Genomic DNA, 17,898 nt, shown 5'->3' on the forward strand with positions numbered 1-17,898 from the left:
TTTCTTACAGGAAATCTGTGACTTTCAGCTTCAGCCCATAAATGAAATACCCGGCTTTCCGCTTACGCCTGTCAAACCCAGTTTTCTCTAATGCTCCGTAAAAATCCGTCGTACTGCGGGTATACTCGTTCATCTGCTGGCAGTACAGCCGATAGGCCGTATAAAGTTCCCCGGACTTCTCGCTGAAAGAGGCATCTTCTTCACAGCAGTCATCCAGGAAATGCCGAAGCCAGTCATTCTGCCCGCGGTATTCATTGATGGCAGATGCGACGCAATCAGGCGTATCCAGGTGATAGTTCTTGGCAATGACCCTCTCCGCCCCTTCGATAATCCACTGCAGGATGGCAGGACCGGCTTTCTCCACCAGGTAGTCTGCGTAGTTCTTGATGTCGCTCTTCCCTTCGAACTGGGCCTTGAAGGGCATGACGATAAGACGCCGCCATGTCCCTTCGTCATTGGCGCCTACCCTGGGCAGGTGGTTCGTATAGAGGACCAGCGTGTGTGTCGGTACGAACTTGAAAGGATCCTTATACTTCTTTTCGCCGCTCACTTCATCCGTCGAGCAGAGCTGTTTCAGGATGGACGTAGATAGCCGGACACCTTCTTCCATTTCGGCGGCAATGATCATGCGCTTCCCCTTCAGCTCCGCCATTTCCGGACGGACGTTCCGCTTGCAGCCTGCCGTCAGGGCATCGGCAGAGATGCCGCCGCAGTAGCTGCCAAGGACGCGGGCCAGGGAATTCCAGTAGGTCGACTTGCCGTTGCGGCCGTCGCCGTATGCGATGACCAGGGCTTCTACATAGACTTTGCCGATAGCCATGAGACCGCTGATTTCCTGGGCGTAGTCGATGAGCGCCGTATCGCCGGTAAAGAACTGCCGGACGGCCTGTTCCCAAATAGCTTTCCCTTCGATGCCCGGGTCTACAGAGGTACATTTCGTGATGAAGTCCGTCGCTCGGTGTTCCTGCCGTCCCCGCATCCCTTTCCGCAGATCATATGTATAAGACGGGGTGTTCAGCAGGAATTCATCTGCATCCAGTGACTGGATAGGCATCTGGACCATGGGTTTCAGTGCCTGCAGGGCCGACAGGATATAGCGCATATCGCGGCGTTTCAGGACAAACTTCCGGTACGCTTCTGCGGCAAGGTAGGCGGCGTAGACTTTGGTCTGCTTTTCCTCGATCATCTTCTCCAGGTTCCGTCCGCCCTTACGGATGATATCTTCCGAAATCCCTGTCCCTGCTAATTCCATGAGTGCCTGCTCGGACTGTTCATTAGCATCAGCCAGCTGCAAATCCAGGAATTCTTCCGCTGCACCGACCGCTGCCTGCCGCGATTCTTCCCAGCAGATGCCATCGTAGCGGATGAAATCCGTGCTGTCGGTGTAGCGCAGCTCGTTGCCGTATTCTCTGGCGATGACCTTGGCCTGGCCGATATCCGAATAATCCTCCGGCCGCAAGGAGTCCCGGGTGCCGAAATCGTTGTTGTATTCATCCGGGCTGACGTAACCTTCCTGCTTTGCGATGCGCTTGCCGAACCGTACGGCACTGCCCCAGATAGTGTTCAGCTCGGTGTCGGGAAGCGGCGGGTCGCACTTTTCCGCTTCGTCGAGGAAAATCTGGTACGCCTTTTCCGTCGCCCCGTAACGTTTGATGACGCGGCCGGCAAAACGGCTCATGGTGCTGTTCCGGCGTCCGGCCGGGATACTGCGTGACTCGGTATCTCCCACTTTGAGTACCTGGTCGATTGTCGTTTCCCCGTCCTGCCACAATACTTTCTCGACAGGGCAGCCATAAATGAACCGGGCTGCATCGAGAGCCGCTTCATCAAAGAAGGGATAGGCACGGTGGATTGCCCGCTTCAGTTCTGCATAGTGCTGTTCATCCGTGATATCCGGAATCCCGAAATAGGCATGGAAGCGTGGTCTGGCACACTTGCCGTCCTTGGGTTTCATGTGATTCCTTGACGGCACGATGGCCACCGAGACTTTTGGCAGCATGGCCAGGAGGTTTTCCATGGTAATCCAGTCAGCAGGATTCTCCGAGTGAGTGTTGTCACAATCCATGACCAGGACGTCGGCGGAGAGAAAATTCTCCCGCTTCCGATAACAATCTTCGAAGGCTACGCAGACATGATCGAAGGCGGCTGCCGCCTTCAGGTCCTCGGCACAGCTGATTTTCTGCTGCCTGGGATAGCGGCAATTCGCTTCCACGCCAGCAAAGTCTGACCTATAAAGTGTAAAATCCATCTTATTTCACCTCGTTAATATACCGAATTGGTTTTCCTTTTCTTTGGGCGTACTGGATTTCTTTTTCCATTCCCGCCGAAATCACATCGCCAAAGACCCAGAGTTCGACGCAACGGGACAATAGTGCAATATCCATAAAGAGTGCCAGTTCCCGTTCCGATTCTTCGTCGAGGAACTGCGGTAGATACAGATGCGGTGCCAGAGGGATATATCCCTGGTCTACCGTATAGCGGCAGTAGGCACAGGCTTTCCGGATATTTTCTTCCACATCCCCGGCATAGGGCGAACACACGTACACAACAGGCATGAACGGGAACCTTTGTGGTTCCACGTTCCTGATTGCCTGATACGCTGTCGGGTCCGGATAGTACTCTGCATTACGTTTCGGATTGTTTTCCATGCAGTTCCATCCACCCCTCCGCACATTCATCGCACAATACTGCCGTTCCCACCAGGTCAGCGTCACTGTCTGACAGGACATCCTTCAGATTGACAGGTACTTCCCTGCCACAGACCGGGCAACGGCAGAAAACGTTTTCGTCATTGATTTCGACCGTCACATCGACACCATCCTTAAGTGGTTCTTTTACGTAAAACATGTTTCATCCTTCCAGTTCCGTCTTGTAATAGGTCATGAGCATCTGCTTGCGCTGCTGGAAATCCGGGCAGGAATACAGCAGGCCGTAATCCAGGTGCTGCAGCCGGTCCAGAGCATGGATCTGCTGTGCAGTCAGATAAGGCCGGATGCTCTGCCCTTTTTCGATGCCGTTGGCCAGCCGGAACTGCTTGGCAGACATCCCCAGCACGATGCGGTTCAACATGTCACATTCATTGCTGAAGTGGTACGGCTTCGGACTTTCATGCAGGCGGCAGATCATGTCCGTCAGCATCGGGAATTCCTGCCGGGCAGACAGGAGCGACCGGATGCACTGCTCCATCTCATTGAAGCGATGGATATAGAGTTCCTTGAAATGCATCGCCTTCGAGCCTGTGTAGCCCATGACCAGCATGGTGAACCCATCGCGGGTCAGTAGGTAACGTGGCAGTTTTCTTCCCCTGGCATCACGATATGTATTGCCCTCAAAATTGAGTGCAATGAATTCTGGGCTTAATCCAGAATTGGATGCAGTGATTCGTCCGATATCACGCAGAACGTTATAATGCTGTTTTTCAAAAGTCGCTGCAACAAACAGGCTGTCGACCCTTGGTACACCTCTCTGATCAGCAAACACGCCAAATTCATCTTCCGGAATCAAAAACTTCATAGCGAATCCCGCCTTTCTTAAAATAAACATCCGAGGAAATTCCCTCTGATAGTGAAAGGACAGGAATCACTATGTTAAGTACCGGGAAATCAATCTTTTTTATAAAATTCGCACTCATACCCGTCTGCCCGGAGCAATAGCCCTTCAGCCCACGACGGCGTCCGGCCCATCTGCTCACAGATGGCATCGACGCTAGTGTCTTTGGGACACTCGATAATCAGTTCATCATGGACATGGCCGACGATGGCGCAGCATCGCAGCGTCTGCATGGCATAGCAGAGGATGTCCCGGCTGATGCCCTGGACGATGTTCTCCACGAACTTCGGGCCATAGCTTTCGAGCCGTTCCCACTTCTTCGTTGCGCCGATGCCTTCATAGGTGACGGATTCCCCACCGAAGCGGTTCTCGCCTATCCGGGGCTTTACGTAGGAAAGCCGCCGTCCACTGGGGAGCTGTATGAACAGCATGCCGCTCTGATACAGAAAGCGGATGCAGCCAGTCCGCATGGGGATACGTTCCTTGATGGCTGTCTTCACGGCGGCGTCCACCTGCCACCAGAAATCGACGATGTGCAGATTGGCCGACCGCCAGGACTGCACCAGAGGATACAGCTCATCTTCCGAAAGTCCCATGTCCAGGGCACCCATGGCCTTCAGCGCTCCTACGGAGCCGCCATAGCCAAGGGCCAGTTCTGCGATTTTCCCTTTCTGCCTGAGATGCCCGTTGACACCATGCTTTTCCACGGGAACGCCGAACATGGAGCTGGCCGAGGCGCAGTAAATGTCGCCGTTCCTGGCAAAGACATCCGAACGCCATGTTTCTCCTGCCAGCCATGAAAGCACCCTGGCTTCAATGGCCGAAAAGTCAGATACCACAAACTTCAGCCCCTGCCGTGGTACAAAGGCGGTGCGAATGAGCTGGGAAAGGACATCGGGGATGGAATCATACAGGAGTTCCAGGGCTTCATAATTTCCCTGGCGTACCAGTTCCCTGGCTTCCGAGAGGTCCGGCAGATGATTCTGGGGCAGATTCTGCAGCTGGATGTGCCGGCCGGCAAACCGCCCGGTCCGGTTGGCTCCATAGAATTGGAACATGCCTCTGGCCCGGCTATCCTCGCAGGCCGTCATTTCCATGGCCTGGTATTTTTTGACCGAGGCTTTGGCCAGCTTCTGCCGGAGCAGCAGTACACTGCGCAGCGGTTCTTCTGCCGTCTTCAGCAGTTCCTGCACCTGCTTCTTTCCCAAAGAATCGGTCTTCATCCCATGCTGTTCCAGCCAGCCGATCATCTGGATAACGGAGTTCGGATTCTCCAGGCCCGTCTTTCCCTTCAGTACAGCCATCAGGCTGTCCCGGCTGCGGGCATCGATGACGATGGCATTTTCAGCCAGCGTCCGGTCAATGGCGATGCCCCGGTCGTTGATTTCCTGGTCGAGATGATATTCATCCCATATCGGTTCCGGTACGGGATACTTCTTCAGCCGCTCTTGGATAGCCATTTCCACTTCCACATCCCGTTTGTTGTAGGACTTGAACAAGATCCATTTGTCTAAATCATGCTGAGGAAGGTTCCTCGTCCTGCCGCCGTTCGACTTGGTTTCCTTGCAGGGAACACAGAAATAGCGGATCAGGTCTTTGCCTTCCTTCATCTTCTGGCTGTCCAGCCTCAGCACGGCCCCCACGCCTTCCAGAGAAAGGGGCAGCCCCATGTAAGCCGACCAGATCATGGAACATTTCCATCCTGCCGAATTGAGGAATCTGGCACAATCCCGGGAAAGCGGATGATGGTCATGGAACGGATCCAGGCTCATCCCCAGGTCACGCAGATACCGTGACAGGCAGACCCGTTCGAAGCTGGCATTGAACGCCCACTTGGTAACGGATTCATCGGTCAGGGCATCCAGGATAGCATCCGGGATGCGCTCTCCCTGCGTCAAGTCAACGACCTGTACCTCGCCGCCGTCCACAGCATACCCGAAGAGGAGGATTTCAAAGGCTGGCGATTCTGCGTATTTGTACACGCCGCATTTCGCCAGATTGACATCGCTGAATGTCTCAATATCGATACTGATTGTTTTCATACTCTTCACCTCGAAAAAGCGGCGAGGCACAAGGCCCCGCCGCCGCTATTCACTACTACTTGTTCCGGAAGGATTCCATCTGCTTGCGATGATATTCTTCTTCCCGGTGCCGGGCCATTTCTTCATCCCGCTGGTCTTTTTTGATATCCGTATAAATCATAGACACGAAGAATCCACAAGCGCACAGCGCAAGCAGGCAGTACAGGCACTCCAGAATCAGCTTCATTAGTGTTTCCATCATCACGCCTCCTTATGCCAGGAAATCATCATCGTCAGCTGTAGCAAAATCATCTTCTGCACGGGATTTGCCACCGAGGGGTTCGCCATCACGGATTTTCTGCAGATTGTTCAGTCCGCAGGCAATGCCTTTATTGCCGTTGCTGTTAAATGCATAGAAGTTGATGGACGCACGGCCATAGACGCCGGAGTATACTTCAGAGCGTTCCAGGATATGCTGGCAGTCGGCATCGACGATGCCCGGCTTGGTCGCCGAGTTGGCATTGACGAAGAAGCTGTCTTTATAGGCATCATCGCCCGGGCGTTCCAGGTCACCGTCACGGAGCGGCGTCTTGATGGCTTCGAGAGCCGGTACAGCGCGGCCATTGCCCTTGAGCTTGCTTTCGCCTTCTTCGTAGGCAGCCTTGATGGCGGCGCGGATTTTTTCTACGGTCTTCGTATCCGACTTGGGGATGATCAGGCTGACGCTGTACTTTGGCGTACCGCCATTGATGGACTTCGGTTCCCAGACGTTGGCATAAGACCATCTGGTGTTGACTCCGGTAATCACTTTGCACGGATTGACATAATGCTTGGACATAACAAGTTCCTCCTTATTTTTCATCATTGAATTCATCTGCCGCGGTGTACATGGCCGGACGCTTATCCGATGCCGGCACCAGGACTGGCTTGCCCTGCGGCTTTTCCACTAAATCTGACAGCAGTTCTTCGAACCGCTTCTTGCCGAGCTGTTTCGTCATCGCCGTGATGCCGAGCAGCTTCTTTTCATACGGGTTGAACCCTGCCTTTTCTACAGCTTCTGCTACCGCTTCTTCATTTACGTAGCGGCGGTTCGACCGGCCTTCGACCAGTTTCCATCCGTCCCACTGCTTGCCGGAAAGAGCCTGCTGCAAAGCATATTCCTTGACATCCCCGGCCCAGTTCACCAGTTCATCGGCCCTCTCCAGGACGGCTTCGATTTCTTCATCCTGCAGCGTGGACGGGACGGCGAAATCATACCGGGCCAGTTCCAGATTGTACTCGGCCCGCTTGCGGCAGGTTGCCTTGATCTTGCAGAAGCGGCAGTGGTCACCGGCTTTATATTCGCCCTCACCTTTCGCCGCCAGTTCTGCCGCAGGCTTCAGCACCGTTTCGGCCCACTGGAGCAGTTCTTCCTTGCTCATGGTGCAGGTGCTGACGTTGTCCCGGCGGGGCTGGAAGATCGTCATGGACACCTGGCGGATATCATAGATGCCATCAAACAGGTTCAGCGCACCGAGGGCATAGCACATCATCTGCGGATTCTTCTCGGAATCCACCAGGACTCCCAAGCCATGCTTGTAATCGATGACTGTCAGGGTATCGTCGGCTACGATGAGGCAGTCGCCTGTTCCAAACCCGCCTGGCACCCACTGGGAAAAGTCCAGCCGCTGTTCGATCATGATCAGCGGGTCCTTGCAGGATGCTTTGGCTGTGGCCAGGCATTCCATGACAAACTGCGCGTATTCATCAGTGCATTCCGCCATCTCCTCATCAAAGAACGTGAGTCCCTTCGTCGGGTTTTCCAGTTTCTGGCCCAAGGCCGTCTTCACCTTGAATTCACAGAGCGTATGGGCATCCGTCCCCTGCCGGGCGAATTCACTGGAGGTATCCGGCAGCTTGGCACATTCCTTTGCAGATGGTGGGCAGGCCAGCCAGCGGTAGCAGGAAGATGCGGACAGCACCGCGTGTTTATCCGGCATGTCCAATCACCTCCAGTTCCTTCAGGAAGGCTTCGTACTGCGCCGCATCAATGCCGGAGAGCTTGTCCGCCCCGTACTTCTGAATAAGGCTGCGGACTTCTTCCGTGAATCCCTTGCGGGCCTTGTCGGCAGCGACTTTGCGGACATCTTCCAGTGCCAGCGGCTTTTCCGCTTTTTTTGATTTCGCTTCCGAAGCTGTCGGATTATCTTCTTTCACCGCCATGACTTCGGAAATCTTCAGCAGCGCCTTGCCGCAATCGCCCAGGGCTGCTGCCAGTTTCTGCAGTTCATCGTTTTTCATGTGGATTGACTCCTTTCACATGTCTTTGCATTGATAAGAGATAGATGTTCCTGGCAATACTGCGGGTCGTGACGCTGATGGACATCAGCACCGCCGCCAGTTCCCGGTCCAGCTTTTGCTGCTGAGCCAGTTTTTCAGGTGTCTGTGTGTACATCATCTTGAGTTCCTCCTTCCTGAATGGCTTCTTCGTTCGCCCTTCACCAGTAATAGGACAGCCGCGTCATCGTTAAGTACCGATTCCGAAAAAAATCCGGCCACATTTTTTGTGACCGGATCTTTTTCTTCTTAACGGAAGTCTTTGAGATGTTCCTTCAGGAGTGCATACAGCTTGTGTTTGCGCTTATTCACCGCTTTCTGGCTCAAGCCGACGGCCTTCCCGGTTGCCGCTTCGCTGGCACCGTCGGCAATCATCAGTAAGATGGTCCGGTCGATATCCTGCAAGGCCGCCAGTTCATGGCGCAGTGCTGCCAGCAACTCTTTCTTCACGACTTCTTCCTCTAAGTTGAAGTCATCAGGCACCTCCAGCTCGTAGTCATCCCGCACTTTGTCCGCCGATACTTCATCGGCACCATGCCGCTGCTGGCGCTTATCTTCCCGCCAGAGCGGACGCATGTATTCACGATACTGTTCTTCAGTTGCCGGAATCAGGACAGTACGAACCTTACGGCAGCCGATTTTTGACCAGCGGACTTCACAGTCCTTGTATTCCTCGGTGATGACGGTTTCTGGAGTGCGTTCCAGAGGAATGTAGTATTGCTTCTGTTTGTTTGTCTGTAGATTGGCCATGCGCGATCTCCTTCGCATAATGCGAAGCGAGAATCCACGCAGGCAGCCTGTCGAAATTGACCATAAGATGCATCCTCGCTTCTATGGCCAACCATCCCAGTAGGCTGACGTGATTAACTTTCCAGACCGTCTCTCGGCTCTGGGCACACCCGCGTCCGGGAGTGAACGTTGAGACGGAAATTTCATTCAAATGTCTTTATAAGCTCATCTATTTCCCCAAGGTATGATAAAATATAAGTAATTCATGGTGTTTCCTTGGTTGTCCAGATGCTTGCTCATTGGTTCTGCCTTAATTCTAGCAATTCCCTCTCGTCAAAAATCGGACTGGATGGACAGCCTCGGACAATTTCGGACAGCATCAATCGGTTAAAGGGAGGTATATGATTTGAACTTTTCAGAATTTGCAACCGGGTTGTTTCCTTTTTGCTCTGGTCACCTAGGCAAAGAACAATACTTTAATGAAATTATTGGAAATTTTATTCAGGATTCCGCCATGGATTCATGTCCGATTCTTGAGAAGAAGCCTGACACTAAATATCGTTATTTAAGCGGCAAACGTGTTATTCCACTTAAAGAGGCTAAATACATTTATAATCATCGTGATAAGAAAAATTTTTCCCAATGGATTGCAACTCAAACCGATGAATTTGATTCATATGACGGTGTAGTAGGCTGGTTAAAAAGCAATGGTATAAATGATACTTATGCAGACGATGCTTGTGCCGATTTATTCGAGCAGATTTTATGTGATATTGTTTCTTCATCAAAAAATAAGCGCTCTCTTAAACCACCAATATCAAAGCTATTATCAGGCAGAGACTTAGAGCATCTTGATAAATTTATGAACGATTTTAACGAAATTCTGAAATTTTGTATTAGCACAGATCCTACAATTGAACCTATGCCACTTGAACTTCCAACACAATTCGATATGTTATATGAAATGTGGAAATATAGAGATACCGATTTTAAAAATGCGAAGCTCAATTCACTAAAATATGATATTATTAATAATCTCTACGATTATTTTTCTTATTGGGGACTTTTGATGTCATATGATACAGTTAGCGGCTATTGTGTATATAAAAAGCCACTTTATCCAAGAAGTGAAGAAGTTAAAAAATCCCATCAAAAAAAGATGCTTGCTTTTAGAAAGATATTTGCTAATTTGCATGAAAATCTATGTGAATTCGTTAATAATGCCGATTTGCCGATACAATAAAAAAAGAGCTATCTACATGACCTTTCAGTCAATATAGATAGCTCCATTTTACAGCTCCGCATAAAACACATCGGGCTATTGAGGTAACTTCTACTTTATCTTAGTAAGCTTATATCTTTTGCTGCATCCACCTGGGATACAACATCTTCCCAAGGGATCTGCACAAGTTTTCTTTGACTAGTCTTAATTTCGAGTATGACTTTATCTCCTTCAACGATAGCATCAAAAACTCGTTGTCCATTAAGAGTTGTATCGTGCAAATTTCTAATCTGTTTCCTAATTTTCACCATATACACTGCCTCCTCTTTTAAAATGGAATTTCTTCATCAAACTGTTGTGGCGGATCATCCTCATTTTCACCTTTCATGAAAGAATCAATGATATACCTGAATTCCTGCTTTACTTTTGGATGCTTTGTATTTTCAGCCACTGCTGCATAAAGGTTGTTAATGAACTCTGCCAGTTTGGAATCGCCATGATCACTGCACAGATATTGCGGTTCTTGTCCCGGTATGCTCATCCATATCTCTTTTGCAAAGACCTCCGAGTCATTGGTACGATACACACTCTTAGAAATATTCATGAGGTGCAAGTAGGCTCCATTCTTTAACCTCAATTCGAAACAATCCCCATGAATCGAAGTATGAACACCGAACGAATTTGAAACAAATACGACTCTTGAAACCTCTTCCGGGTACTCGCTCTCTCCCTCTTCATAGAAACGATGAAAATCAAATAATGGATGATTTGTAATACCATTCTGATCCGTTTCCATGTTGTTTAAACTTTCTGCCGAAACTCTTTCCCAGGCTAACAAATCATGAACTGTATCATGTTCCAACTTTTTCAAAAATGATATTAAATATCGTTCCGTCGGTGTGAGCGAAGATATATCCACTTTCAAAAGAGTATCGATACTAACATGGAGTACTTTTGCTATATTCATAATGAAATCAATACCTGGCCGACTTCCACCGTCCTTGCTAGTTCTAGATATATATCCGGCGCTGACACCTGCATCACTTTCAACCTCACCAATTTTCCGGTTCTCACTTTTTATTAAGAAGTCAACATTGTCAAACAGTACCTTAGGATTGAACTGTTCCGTCATATCTATCATTCCTCCTTTGATTATATGTAAATAATATCATGTTTTTACCTATACGTCAATATTTTAAAAAAGTTGATTTATAGGCCAATTATTCCGCAGTTCTGGTATCTTATTGAACTTAAGGATTTTCCCAGCGGTCATCCTCTACGGCAGTAACGATAAAAAGCTATCGTTACTGCCGTATTCTTATTGCCGTCTTTTTCTTCGCCTTTGCCTTAAGGCCACTCCCCTATTTCCAGGCACAAAAAAAGCCGGCCATCTGCCGACGTTTGCCAAGCCCCCGCTATATATGGACTTTTCCACTATGCACACCGTCCCCAATATTGTATCAATCCCAAGCATCTTTGCTCATATATCTTAATGTTTTCCTTGCCACGCAAATGGTTCGCCACCACTTCCGACATGAGGAGCGACACTTCATGAGGTGTGTAAAATTCCCCTGCTTTTTTACCGGCATTAGCGGCAAAATTGGAAATCAAATATTCATAGATAAAACCGATCACATCATAGTCCTGTTTTTTATGCATCGGAATCTCATCAATAAGCTGTGCCAAATCACGAACAGCCTTTGTCTGCGAATTTGTGTTTTCACCTAACTTGGAAAGCCCTGTTTCAAGAGTATTAAAAACACCGTCAAATACTTTTTTATGCGATGGTGAAATTAAACGAGTGAAGGAAGATAAGGCGGTACGAACATTATCCACCGAAAAGTCTGAGCCCATCTCAATCCATGTAGAAAAAAGATCTTTATACGCAATAAAATAGCCTAAGTTCTTCTGAACCGTACGCACGGTTTCAGCGTCATCCTCATTTACGTATTCTTTAATATCTTCCGGCGTATATTCTTGAGATAAAAGCCATTGTTCTTCTTTATCCGACAAATATTTATAAAAAATAAACCCAAGAATATAATCCTTGTACTCATTGGCTTCAATTTTAGACCGCATGCGGTTCGCAGATTCCCAGATCTTGGCAGCAAGCTGATGTTTGTTCATAAATACATCCTCCAGATAATCCCCTTTAAGCTGAAAAAGGCAAAAAATTTTTATTTTACGCTAATATCAAGCGTAAGTCTATATGAATATATTATATGAAATATCAGCTAAGAATCAATAGAAAAAAAATGTAGTAGCAACACCGAAGAACGCCGAAGAGCTTCTAACACCACCTTAATGCAATAATTTTCTGTCATTGAACTCTCCCCCTTTAATATCCTATCCACTTTTTTACAGCCCTTTTAATCAAACAATCACTCTTAATTAATACCATTGACTCAAACATCTATTCGATGTATTATTTTAGTAAAGAAGGTATTACGTAAAAAGGAGGTGCCATTATGGGCTATATTAACTACGACTTGGAACCCCGCTCAGACATTGCGTTCATCGACATGAAGTCATTTTACGCCAGTGTCGAATGTATCGAACGCGGTTTAAATCCCCTCACAACTTCATTATGTGTCATGAGCCGGGCTGATAATTCCAAAGGCCTGATTTTGGCGTCCTCCCCAACGTTTAAACGCGTCTTCGGCAAGCAAAACGTAAGTCGCTCCTATGATTTACCCTTCGATATCGAAACCCGAAAGTTTAATTTACGCCGTGCCCTCAAAGAAGGCTTACCCATTACGCCAAAATACATTAATTACATTGAAAACTGGGCCAAACGCACTCTGATTGTGCCGCCGCGCATGGGGCTTTATATTATAAAAAACATCGAGATTCAACGGATTCTTCGTGAATATGCTGCCAACGAAGATATTTGCCCCTATTCTATCGACGAAGGCTTTGTGGATCTGACCCGCTCTTTAAAATATTTTGTTCCTAATCCCCATTTAAGCCGTCGTGAAAAACTGGATATTCTATCTGCCAAAATCCAGCATGATATTCGTCAACGAACCGGCATTTTCTCCACGGTAGGTATGTCAAATGCGAACCCTCTACTCGCTAAACTCGCCTTAGACAATGAAGCTAAAACAACATCCACCATGCGTGCCAACTGGTCGTATGAAGATGTGTCCACTAAGGTGTGGCAGATTCCAAAACTGACTAACTTCTGGGGCATCGGCAGTCGTATGGCACGCCGTTTAAATAATCTTGGCATTCATTCCATTAAAGAACTGGCTAACAGTAACCCGGATGTTCTTCAAAAAGATTTAGGCATCATCGGCGTACAGCTCTGGTTTCACGCCAACGGCGTTGACGAAAGTAATGTACGTGAACCATATACGCCACAATCCAAAGGTCTAGGCAACTCACAAATCTTACCTCGTAACTATACAAAGCAAGATGAAATTGAGCTCTTGCTCAGCGAGATGGCGGAACAAGTGGCTATCCGTCTACGCCGCAGCCATCAGCAAACACGCTGTGTGTCCGTTTATATCGGTTTTGTCAAAGAAAGCTATTTCGAACAACAATCCCGTGGTTCTTTCCAAGCACAGATGAAGATTGAACCGACTCAACTGACCGATGAACTAACACGGCATATAATAAAATTATTTCGCAAACATTACAAAGGTGAAGCCGTCCGTCAAATTGGCGTTCAGTACAGCCAGTTTATTCCGGAAGCCTTACAATCTATTTCTCTTTTTGACAATCCGGATACAGTTCGCAAAACTCATAGCCTGCAACATACCATTGATGATATTCGCCGCCTACACGGCTTTCTGGCTATTCAAAAGGGCTCTTTTTTATTGGATTCATCGCGTGCCATCGCGCGCAGCAAACTCATTGGCGGTCATGCAGCCGGCGGTGCCGGCGGTTTGGACGGACTCCTATGATTGACCGTTCCTATTTGCCATTCAAATCCGCCCGTACCTACAAAGACCGTAAAATGGCCAAATGGATGGGCTTCTTTTTATCCGACCACCAAACGGCCTTACTCCAATCGCACATGAAGCTTGAAATCGATGAATCTATGAGTCTTGAGGAACGACTAACTTGGCTAGGCAGGCTCTATGCCGGACAATATACGGCTAACTTTGAAGTACGCGTGCAGCATAAAGGTCAACCTGTTACCACACATAACATCACAGGCAAAGTATATGATCTCAGCTTGACCGGAGTAACGATTAAACACCCGGATGATAGCTTTACAACCTTAACTATAGATACTATTAATCGCATTACAACCGAGGAGATGGCAAACGATGGAATCTAGAGAATTTCAACGTAACCAATTGCAATTTTCATACTTTTCACCGAATTATTTAAAGTTTGAAGAAGACTTCTATGAATATTCAGCCCTGGATACACCCCTAACCTTTTTAACCGATGATATTTTACAAAGTATGGCCCGTTCACAGCAAAATTATTTCAAGCTCAACAAAGAAAACGCAAAAGATAACCGCAACCATTATTTTTACTTTAAAATCCATGCCGTCGAAGGCAAACGCCTCATCCGGCAATATATTTATGACGGCCATTCGTTAACTAAAAGATAAACTACACTGTTATAAATAAGTTAGCTATATAAGAAAAAATTCTTAGTATTCGGCTTCAAATTTTAAAGGGGGCGAATTCGACCCCTTTAAATCAGAGATTTCGATATACTGTAAATAATTTAGAAAAATATCAAAAATCACCATCAACAAAAAAGCAACCAAAGGCATTTTCACCTTTAGTTGCTTTTTGCTTTATTGATTATGTTACTTAACTTAAAATCAGATGGTTACTTAACCAAGTATTATACTGTTACTTAACTAAATCTCCTATTGCCCACTTAGGCACCTTATTTTCTAAACACCGTAAATTTATCCAAAGCTTTTACTTCTTGCCATTGTCCCGGCATATCAGCTTTAAATTCTTTTAAGCGGCGATTATCTACGATGGCAACAACGTCATCACGTGTTGCCACGGTTTCTTCCGCAATGAACGGCATTACGTTTTTTGTATTCCAATTCATAGCCGACGGTTCAAGACCCGGAATATCAGCGGCTTTTTCCACCCGATAAATCAACTGATTACTGTAGAAGCCGGCCGATGTCTGATAACGACCATAGCTTACGACCATATCTCCCGGTTTTACCGTTTGGGCCACCACGTTCCCCACATCTTTAGAGGAATAAGCGTTGCAATACGGAATCGCTACGGCAAAGGTAAGCACGGAGTACAGTACGATATTGGCAATCACAGTGTATTTCACCAATTTCAAATGGTTTACCATCACACGAGCCGCCAAAATAGCGATTGGCAACAAATACGGGAAGGTATATGTCGTATATTTGGTCGCCATCAATTGATAGAATACGGCAATCGTAAATGCCCAAATCAACAAGAAAATTGTGGTCTGATCAAAGCGCATCATGCCACGAAGTGTTGCTCGCCAACCAGCCGTCCCCTCACTACCGGAATTGGTAGCGTATTGTGCATGGAGAACGGCACCGCCACTGTTCACAGAACCGATATTCATAACCAGCGAATCGAAACGATTATCATCAGTTTTATTGGCTCCCCCCACACCTATATTCGCACCGGAAGCCATGGCCGTCTGCAAACGCTGACGCTGTGCCTGAAAACGACGTTTAAAGAGGTACGGTAAGGTAAACACCCACGGGAAGAACCCGATAATAAACATGCCAAAGTAGTAATACCACACATTATCGCGCGGATGTTCCGAAACGGTGGCACGCAATACATTGTGAACACCCAAGAAGGTATCGATAAAATCCATGCCGTGCACGCTGTACATGTAGTAATACCAAGGACCGGCCGTCAAGACAAATATGGCAATCCCGCCGAGCCATTTCATATGAAGCAATTCTTTGTAATCGCGCTGTGAAACTAAGAATAACACAACGATTAAGCCCGGTAACAACAAGCCGATAGGACCTTTTGTCAAAACAGCTAAGCCTGCAAAGAAATACGCCCCGTAATAGTAATTACGCTGTTTAAAATAATAACCCAAATAAAACGAAATCAACGCCGCGTTAAAGAACACGAATAAAGTCATATCGGTAATGACAGTTTTAGAAATGAGCCAATATTCTAAAGAAGTTCCCAAAACAACCGTAGCTACAAGCGCGGTCAGACGGTTAAAGAGTTTTTGTGTGAACCAATAGGTCATCAAAAGCCCGATAATCCCGAAGACAGCTGGGAAAAAACGCGCCACCCATTCATTGACGCCGAATAGTTTAAACGCAGCAATCACTTCCCAATAAAAGAAAATCGGTTTGTCATACCAATAATTACCGTAAATCTGAGGCGATAAATAATTACCGGCTGCTAACATCTCTTTTGACGTTAAAGCATAGTTAGACTCTACCGGATCCGTGATGGCAATGCCCCAATTGCCCAAGAAAAATAGATACACACCTAACAGTAAAATCCAACCGAGATATTTTCTTGACTCACTCATGATGGGCACTCTCCTCAATCTGCGTATAGGATAACTCAAAATCTGAACGGGATTTTTCAGCAGCGATGGAATGACGCTGTGCATATTTTTTGGCAAAATAACGCCAACCATATACACTGACCATACCTATAATCACCCCGAATATACCACCCATAATAACATCCGACGGATAATGTACATATAAATAAATTCTCGAAAAACTGATAAGTAATGCTACGCCTAAGGCCACATAACGGCCCGGAATTTTATTCATAAATAAAATCGTAACTGTAGCCAAAGCTGACCAAGCATGGCCGGATGGGAACGAATAATCCCACGGTTCATGGATTAACAGCTGCACGGCCGGTTGCAGTTCAAACGGTCTGGGCCGAGCCACCAGCGGTTTAACGCCCAAGTTCAAAAGGACGAATCCGATGACCATAGCCGTAAGTATCATATAACCGACTTTTCGGTATTTCTTTTGAAACATCAATACTATGCCGAGAGCAATCCAGATTATGCCGGCATTACCTAAATCGGTGGCTTCTTCCATAAGAATATCCAGCCAATGTGTATGTCCATATAACCATATATAATTCAAAATTGAAAAATCATATTGTTGTATGAGACTAAAAAATTGTTCCATCAATGTAATAGCCCCCTTTCTTCTAATTTACAGTCTTAGTATACAAAAGGGTTTTAAACAAGATTTACACCAAATATAAACAAAATTTAAACTTTTATTTCAAATCAATAAATCAAAATTTTTACAATAAAAAAATAGCTGTCGGACGGGATTTTTCCTATCAGACAGCTATAAAGCTTACTGTTATATTCTATTTTGCCTGTGCTACATTTTGACCTGCTATTTTTCGTAAACTATATGTATCGTAAGCTACATTTTAAACCGATAGCCGGCACCCCACACGGTTTCAATATAACGCGGGTTGCTCGGATCATCTTCAATTTTTTCACGCAAACGATTGATATGAACGGCTACAGTTGCCACGTCGCCAATGGCTTCGAGCCCCCAAATGCGCTCATACAAGGTTTCTTTATCGAATACCAAGTCACCGTTACGAACTAAGAATAAAAGCAATTCATATTCCTTGTTTTTCAAGTTCACTTCTTCATTGTGCACAAATACACGATGAGAGCCCGGTTGGATTAGTAAATGACCGACCTGAATATCCGCTTCCCCTTTATTGGTACTTTGCCCTTTGCGTAAGCGTTCATATTGAGCAATATTGGCCTTCACACGAGCCACCAAAATACTTGGCGAGAACGGCTTTTCAATATAATCGTCGGCACCTAAACCGAGGCCGCGGATTTTATCGATATCTTCCTGTTTAGCCGTTACCATCAAAATCGGAATATCCAAGGTTTCTCTTAATTTCTTTAAAATACTGAAACCGTCAACGGTCGGTAACATAACATCCAACAAAATCAAATCAAATGCCTCATTTAAGGCAAGCTCCAACCCTTTACCGCCATCATTAGCTAAGGTTACTTCAAATTGGCTCAGTTCTAAATAATCTCGTTCAATTTCAGCAATTGCCTGGTCGTCTTCAATAATTAAAATTCGTTTCGCCACTGCA

21 protein-coding genes are annotated in these 17,898 nt (G+C 46.9%); 4 read left to right on the plus strand and 17 right to left on the minus strand.

Features of this window, described 5'->3' with window-relative positions; genetic code table 11:
- Nucleotides 1-4: 4 nt before the first annotated feature.
- The 11 genes from EO126_RS03615 to EO126_RS03660 form a co-directional block, all read right to left on the minus strand.
- Nucleotides 5-2,248 carry a phage/plasmid primase, P4 family gene (locus tag EO126_RS03615; RefSeq protein ID WP_127007640.1) on the minus strand — a complete coding sequence of 748 codons (2,244 nt, stop codon included), beginning with the start codon at nucleotides 2,246-2,248 and terminating at the stop codon, nucleotides 5-7.
- A gap of 1 nt (nucleotide 2,249) precedes the next feature.
- Complete coding sequence (locus EO126_RS03620) at nucleotides 2,250-2,648, minus strand: DUF7768 domain-containing protein (RefSeq protein ID WP_095340923.1); 399 nt, start codon at nucleotides 2,646-2,648, stop codon at nucleotides 2,250-2,252.
- A complete protein-coding gene (locus EO126_RS03625) occupies nucleotides 2,626-2,847 on the minus strand; it encodes a hypothetical protein (RefSeq protein ID WP_021840393.1) in 222 nt (73 codons plus the stop codon). The genes EO126_RS03620 and EO126_RS03625 overlap by 23 nt, the downstream gene beginning before the upstream one ends.
- A 3-nt stretch (nucleotides 2,848-2,850) precedes the next feature.
- Nucleotides 2,851-3,513: a Rha family transcriptional regulator gene (locus EO126_RS03630; protein WP_095340924.1), complete on the minus strand. Its 663-nt coding sequence runs from the start codon at nucleotides 3,511-3,513 to the stop codon at nucleotides 2,851-2,853.
- Between the two features lie 89 nt (nucleotides 3,514-3,602).
- Nucleotides 3,603-5,591, minus strand: a complete 1,989-nt coding sequence (locus EO126_RS03635; protein ID WP_127007642.1) for a DNA polymerase — start codon at nucleotides 5,589-5,591, stop codon at nucleotides 3,603-3,605.
- 55 nt (nucleotides 5,592-5,646) lie between these two features.
- The gene (locus tag EO126_RS03640) at nucleotides 5,647-5,829 is read right to left on the minus strand and encodes a hypothetical protein (RefSeq protein WP_095340926.1); all 183 of its coding nucleotides are present in this window, start codon (nucleotides 5,827-5,829) and stop codon (nucleotides 5,647-5,649) included.
- 12 nt (nucleotides 5,830-5,841) lie between these two features.
- Nucleotides 5,842-6,408: a DUF2815 family protein gene (locus tag EO126_RS03645; protein WP_095340927.1), complete on the minus strand. Its 567-nt coding sequence runs from the start codon at nucleotides 6,406-6,408 to the stop codon at nucleotides 5,842-5,844.
- Between the two features lie 13 nt (nucleotides 6,409-6,421).
- Nucleotides 6,422-7,549, minus strand: a complete 1,128-nt coding sequence (locus EO126_RS03650; protein WP_127007644.1) for a DUF2800 domain-containing protein — start codon at nucleotides 7,547-7,549, stop codon at nucleotides 6,422-6,424.
- Nucleotides 7,539-7,850, minus strand: coding sequence for an rRNA biogenesis protein rrp5 (locus EO126_RS03655; RefSeq protein WP_095340929.1), 312 nt, complete (start codon nucleotides 7,848-7,850; stop codon nucleotides 7,539-7,541). Before EO126_RS03655 ends, EO126_RS03650 begins: the two co-directional genes overlap by 11 nt.
- Nucleotides 7,837-8,007: a hypothetical protein gene (locus tag EO126_RS10715; protein ID WP_164726697.1), complete on the minus strand. Its 171-nt coding sequence runs from the start codon at nucleotides 8,005-8,007 to the stop codon at nucleotides 7,837-7,839. Before EO126_RS10715 ends, EO126_RS03655 begins: the two co-directional genes overlap by 14 nt.
- A gap of 128 nt (nucleotides 8,008-8,135) precedes the next feature.
- On the minus strand, nucleotides 8,136-8,636 hold the full coding sequence (locus EO126_RS03660; RefSeq protein WP_095340930.1) for an RNA polymerase sigma factor: 501 nt from the start codon (nucleotides 8,634-8,636) through the stop codon (nucleotides 8,136-8,138).
- Between the two features lie 385 nt (nucleotides 8,637-9,021).
- On the opposite strand from EO126_RS03660, the gene EO126_RS10800 reads away from it, so the two are divergent.
- Complete coding sequence (locus EO126_RS10800; protein WP_192496425.1) at nucleotides 9,022-9,858, plus strand: hypothetical protein; 837 nt, start codon at nucleotides 9,022-9,024, stop codon at nucleotides 9,856-9,858.
- A gap of 95 nt (nucleotides 9,859-9,953) precedes the next feature.
- Here the strand turns inward: EO126_RS10800 and EO126_RS03670 are convergent, their stop codons facing one another.
- The 3 genes from EO126_RS03670 to EO126_RS03680 form a co-directional block, all read right to left on the minus strand.
- Nucleotides 9,954-10,148 (minus strand): hypothetical protein, encoded by a 195-nt coding sequence (locus EO126_RS03670; RefSeq protein WP_095340931.1) that lies wholly within the window; start codon nucleotides 10,146-10,148, stop codon nucleotides 9,954-9,956.
- Between the two features lie 17 nt (nucleotides 10,149-10,165).
- Nucleotides 10,166-10,969, minus strand: coding sequence for a helix-turn-helix domain-containing protein (locus EO126_RS03675; RefSeq protein ID WP_095340932.1), 804 nt, complete (start codon nucleotides 10,967-10,969; stop codon nucleotides 10,166-10,168).
- A 302-nt stretch (nucleotides 10,970-11,271) separates the two neighbouring features.
- Nucleotides 11,272-11,964 (minus strand): type I restriction-modification system subunit M N-terminal domain-containing protein, encoded by a 693-nt coding sequence (locus EO126_RS03680; RefSeq protein WP_127007646.1) that lies wholly within the window; start codon nucleotides 11,962-11,964, stop codon nucleotides 11,272-11,274.
- Nucleotides 11,965-12,305: 341 nt separating this feature from the next.
- Between EO126_RS03680 and EO126_RS11190 the strand changes: the two genes are divergently transcribed.
- Genes EO126_RS11190 through EO126_RS03695 form a run of 3 tightly spaced genes read left to right on the plus strand, consistent with a single transcriptional unit; the run spans nucleotide 12,306 to nucleotide 14,408 of the window.
- Complete coding sequence (locus EO126_RS11190; RefSeq protein WP_127007648.1) at nucleotides 12,306-13,745, plus strand: Y-family DNA polymerase; 1,440 nt, start codon at nucleotides 12,306-12,308, stop codon at nucleotides 13,743-13,745.
- A complete protein-coding gene (locus tag EO126_RS03690; protein ID WP_127007650.1) occupies nucleotides 13,742-14,125 on the plus strand; it encodes a hypothetical protein in 384 nt (127 codons plus the stop codon). Before EO126_RS11190 ends, EO126_RS03690 begins: the two co-directional genes overlap by 4 nt.
- Entirely contained in the window at nucleotides 14,115-14,408 is a 294-nt protein-coding gene (locus EO126_RS03695) for a DUF5960 family protein (RefSeq protein WP_006556565.1), read from the plus strand. Before EO126_RS03690 ends, EO126_RS03695 begins: the two co-directional genes overlap by 11 nt.
- Nucleotides 14,409-14,695: 287 nt before the next feature.
- Here the strand turns inward: EO126_RS03695 and EO126_RS03700 are convergent, their stop codons facing one another.
- From EO126_RS03700 to EO126_RS03710, 3 genes are all read right to left on the minus strand, one after another.
- Nucleotides 14,696-16,321: an ArnT family glycosyltransferase gene (locus EO126_RS03700; RefSeq protein ID WP_127007652.1), complete on the minus strand. Its 1,626-nt coding sequence runs from the start codon at nucleotides 16,319-16,321 to the stop codon at nucleotides 14,696-14,698.
- On the minus strand, nucleotides 16,314-16,946 hold the full coding sequence (locus EO126_RS03705) for a phosphatase PAP2 family protein (protein WP_127007654.1): 633 nt from the start codon (nucleotides 16,944-16,946) through the stop codon (nucleotides 16,314-16,316). Before EO126_RS03705 ends, EO126_RS03700 begins: the two co-directional genes overlap by 8 nt.
- 249 nt (nucleotides 16,947-17,195) lie before the next feature.
- The gene (locus EO126_RS03710; protein WP_006556562.1) at nucleotides 17,196-17,894 is read right to left on the minus strand and encodes a response regulator transcription factor; all 699 of its coding nucleotides are present in this window, start codon (nucleotides 17,892-17,894) and stop codon (nucleotides 17,196-17,198) included.
- Nucleotides 17,895-17,898: the final 4 nt, after the last annotated feature.

The sequence above is a fragment of the Veillonella seminalis genome (genome assembly GCF_003992065.1).
GTDB classification, from domain to species: Bacteria; Bacillota; Negativicutes; order Veillonellales; family Veillonellaceae; genus Veillonella_A; species Veillonella_A seminalis.

What these genes read in the sequence shown, in the direction of transcription:
- EO126_RS03615 (WP_127007640.1), bottom strand. Translation starts at nt 2,248, where the DNA reads ATGGATTTTACACTTTATAGGTCAGACTTTGCTGGCGTGGAAGCGAAT.
- EO126_RS03620 (WP_095340923.1), bottom strand. Translation starts at nt 2,648, where the DNA reads ATGGAAAACAATCCGAAACGTAATGCAGAGTACTATCCGGACCCGACA.
- EO126_RS03625 (WP_021840393.1), bottom strand. Translation starts at nt 2,847, where the DNA reads ATGTTTTACGTAAAAGAACCACTTAAGGATGGTGTCGATGTGACGGTC.
- EO126_RS03630 (WP_095340924.1), bottom strand. Translation starts at nt 3,513, where the DNA reads ATGAAGTTTTTGATTCCGGAAGATGAATTTGGCGTGTTTGCTGATCAG.
- EO126_RS03635 (WP_127007642.1), bottom strand. Translation starts at nt 5,591, where the DNA reads ATGAAAACAATCAGTATCGATATTGAGACATTCAGCGATGTCAATCTG.
- EO126_RS03640 (WP_095340926.1), bottom strand. Translation starts at nt 5,829, where the DNA reads ATGGAAACACTAATGAAGCTGATTCTGGAGTGCCTGTACTGCCTGCTT.
- EO126_RS03645 (WP_095340927.1), bottom strand. Translation starts at nt 6,408, where the DNA reads ATGTCCAAGCATTATGTCAATCCGTGCAAAGTGATTACCGGAGTCAAC.
- EO126_RS03650 (WP_127007644.1), bottom strand. Translation starts at nt 7,549, where the DNA reads ATGCCGGATAAACACGCGGTGCTGTCCGCATCTTCCTGCTACCGCTGG.
- EO126_RS03655 (WP_095340929.1), bottom strand. Translation starts at nt 7,850, where the DNA reads ATGAAAAACGATGAACTGCAGAAACTGGCAGCAGCCCTGGGCGATTGC.
- EO126_RS10715 (WP_164726697.1), bottom strand. Translation starts at nt 8,007, where the DNA reads ATGATGTACACACAGACACCTGAAAAACTGGCTCAGCAGCAAAAGCTG.
- EO126_RS03660 (WP_095340930.1), bottom strand. Translation starts at nt 8,636, where the DNA reads ATGGCCAATCTACAGACAAACAAACAGAAGCAATACTACATTCCTCTG.
- EO126_RS03670 (WP_095340931.1), bottom strand. Translation starts at nt 10,148, where the DNA reads ATGGTGAAAATTAGGAAACAGATTAGAAATTTGCACGATACAACTCTT.
- EO126_RS03675 (WP_095340932.1), bottom strand. Translation starts at nt 10,969, where the DNA reads ATGACGGAACAGTTCAATCCTAAGGTACTGTTTGACAATGTTGACTTC.
- EO126_RS03680 (WP_127007646.1), bottom strand. Translation starts at nt 11,964, where the DNA reads ATGAACAAACATCAGCTTGCTGCCAAGATCTGGGAATCTGCGAACCGC.
- EO126_RS11190 (WP_127007648.1), top strand. Translation starts at nt 12,306, where the DNA reads ATGGGCTATATTAACTACGACTTGGAACCCCGCTCAGACATTGCGTTC.
- EO126_RS03690 (WP_127007650.1), top strand. Translation starts at nt 13,742, where the DNA reads ATGATTGACCGTTCCTATTTGCCATTCAAATCCGCCCGTACCTACAAA.
- EO126_RS03695 (WP_006556565.1), top strand. Translation starts at nt 14,115, where the DNA reads ATGGAATCTAGAGAATTTCAACGTAACCAATTGCAATTTTCATACTTT.
- EO126_RS03700 (WP_127007652.1), bottom strand. Translation starts at nt 16,321, where the DNA reads ATGAGTGAGTCAAGAAAATATCTCGGTTGGATTTTACTGTTAGGTGTG.
- EO126_RS03705 (WP_127007654.1), bottom strand. Translation starts at nt 16,946, where the DNA reads ATGGAACAATTTTTTAGTCTCATACAACAATATGATTTTTCAATTTTG.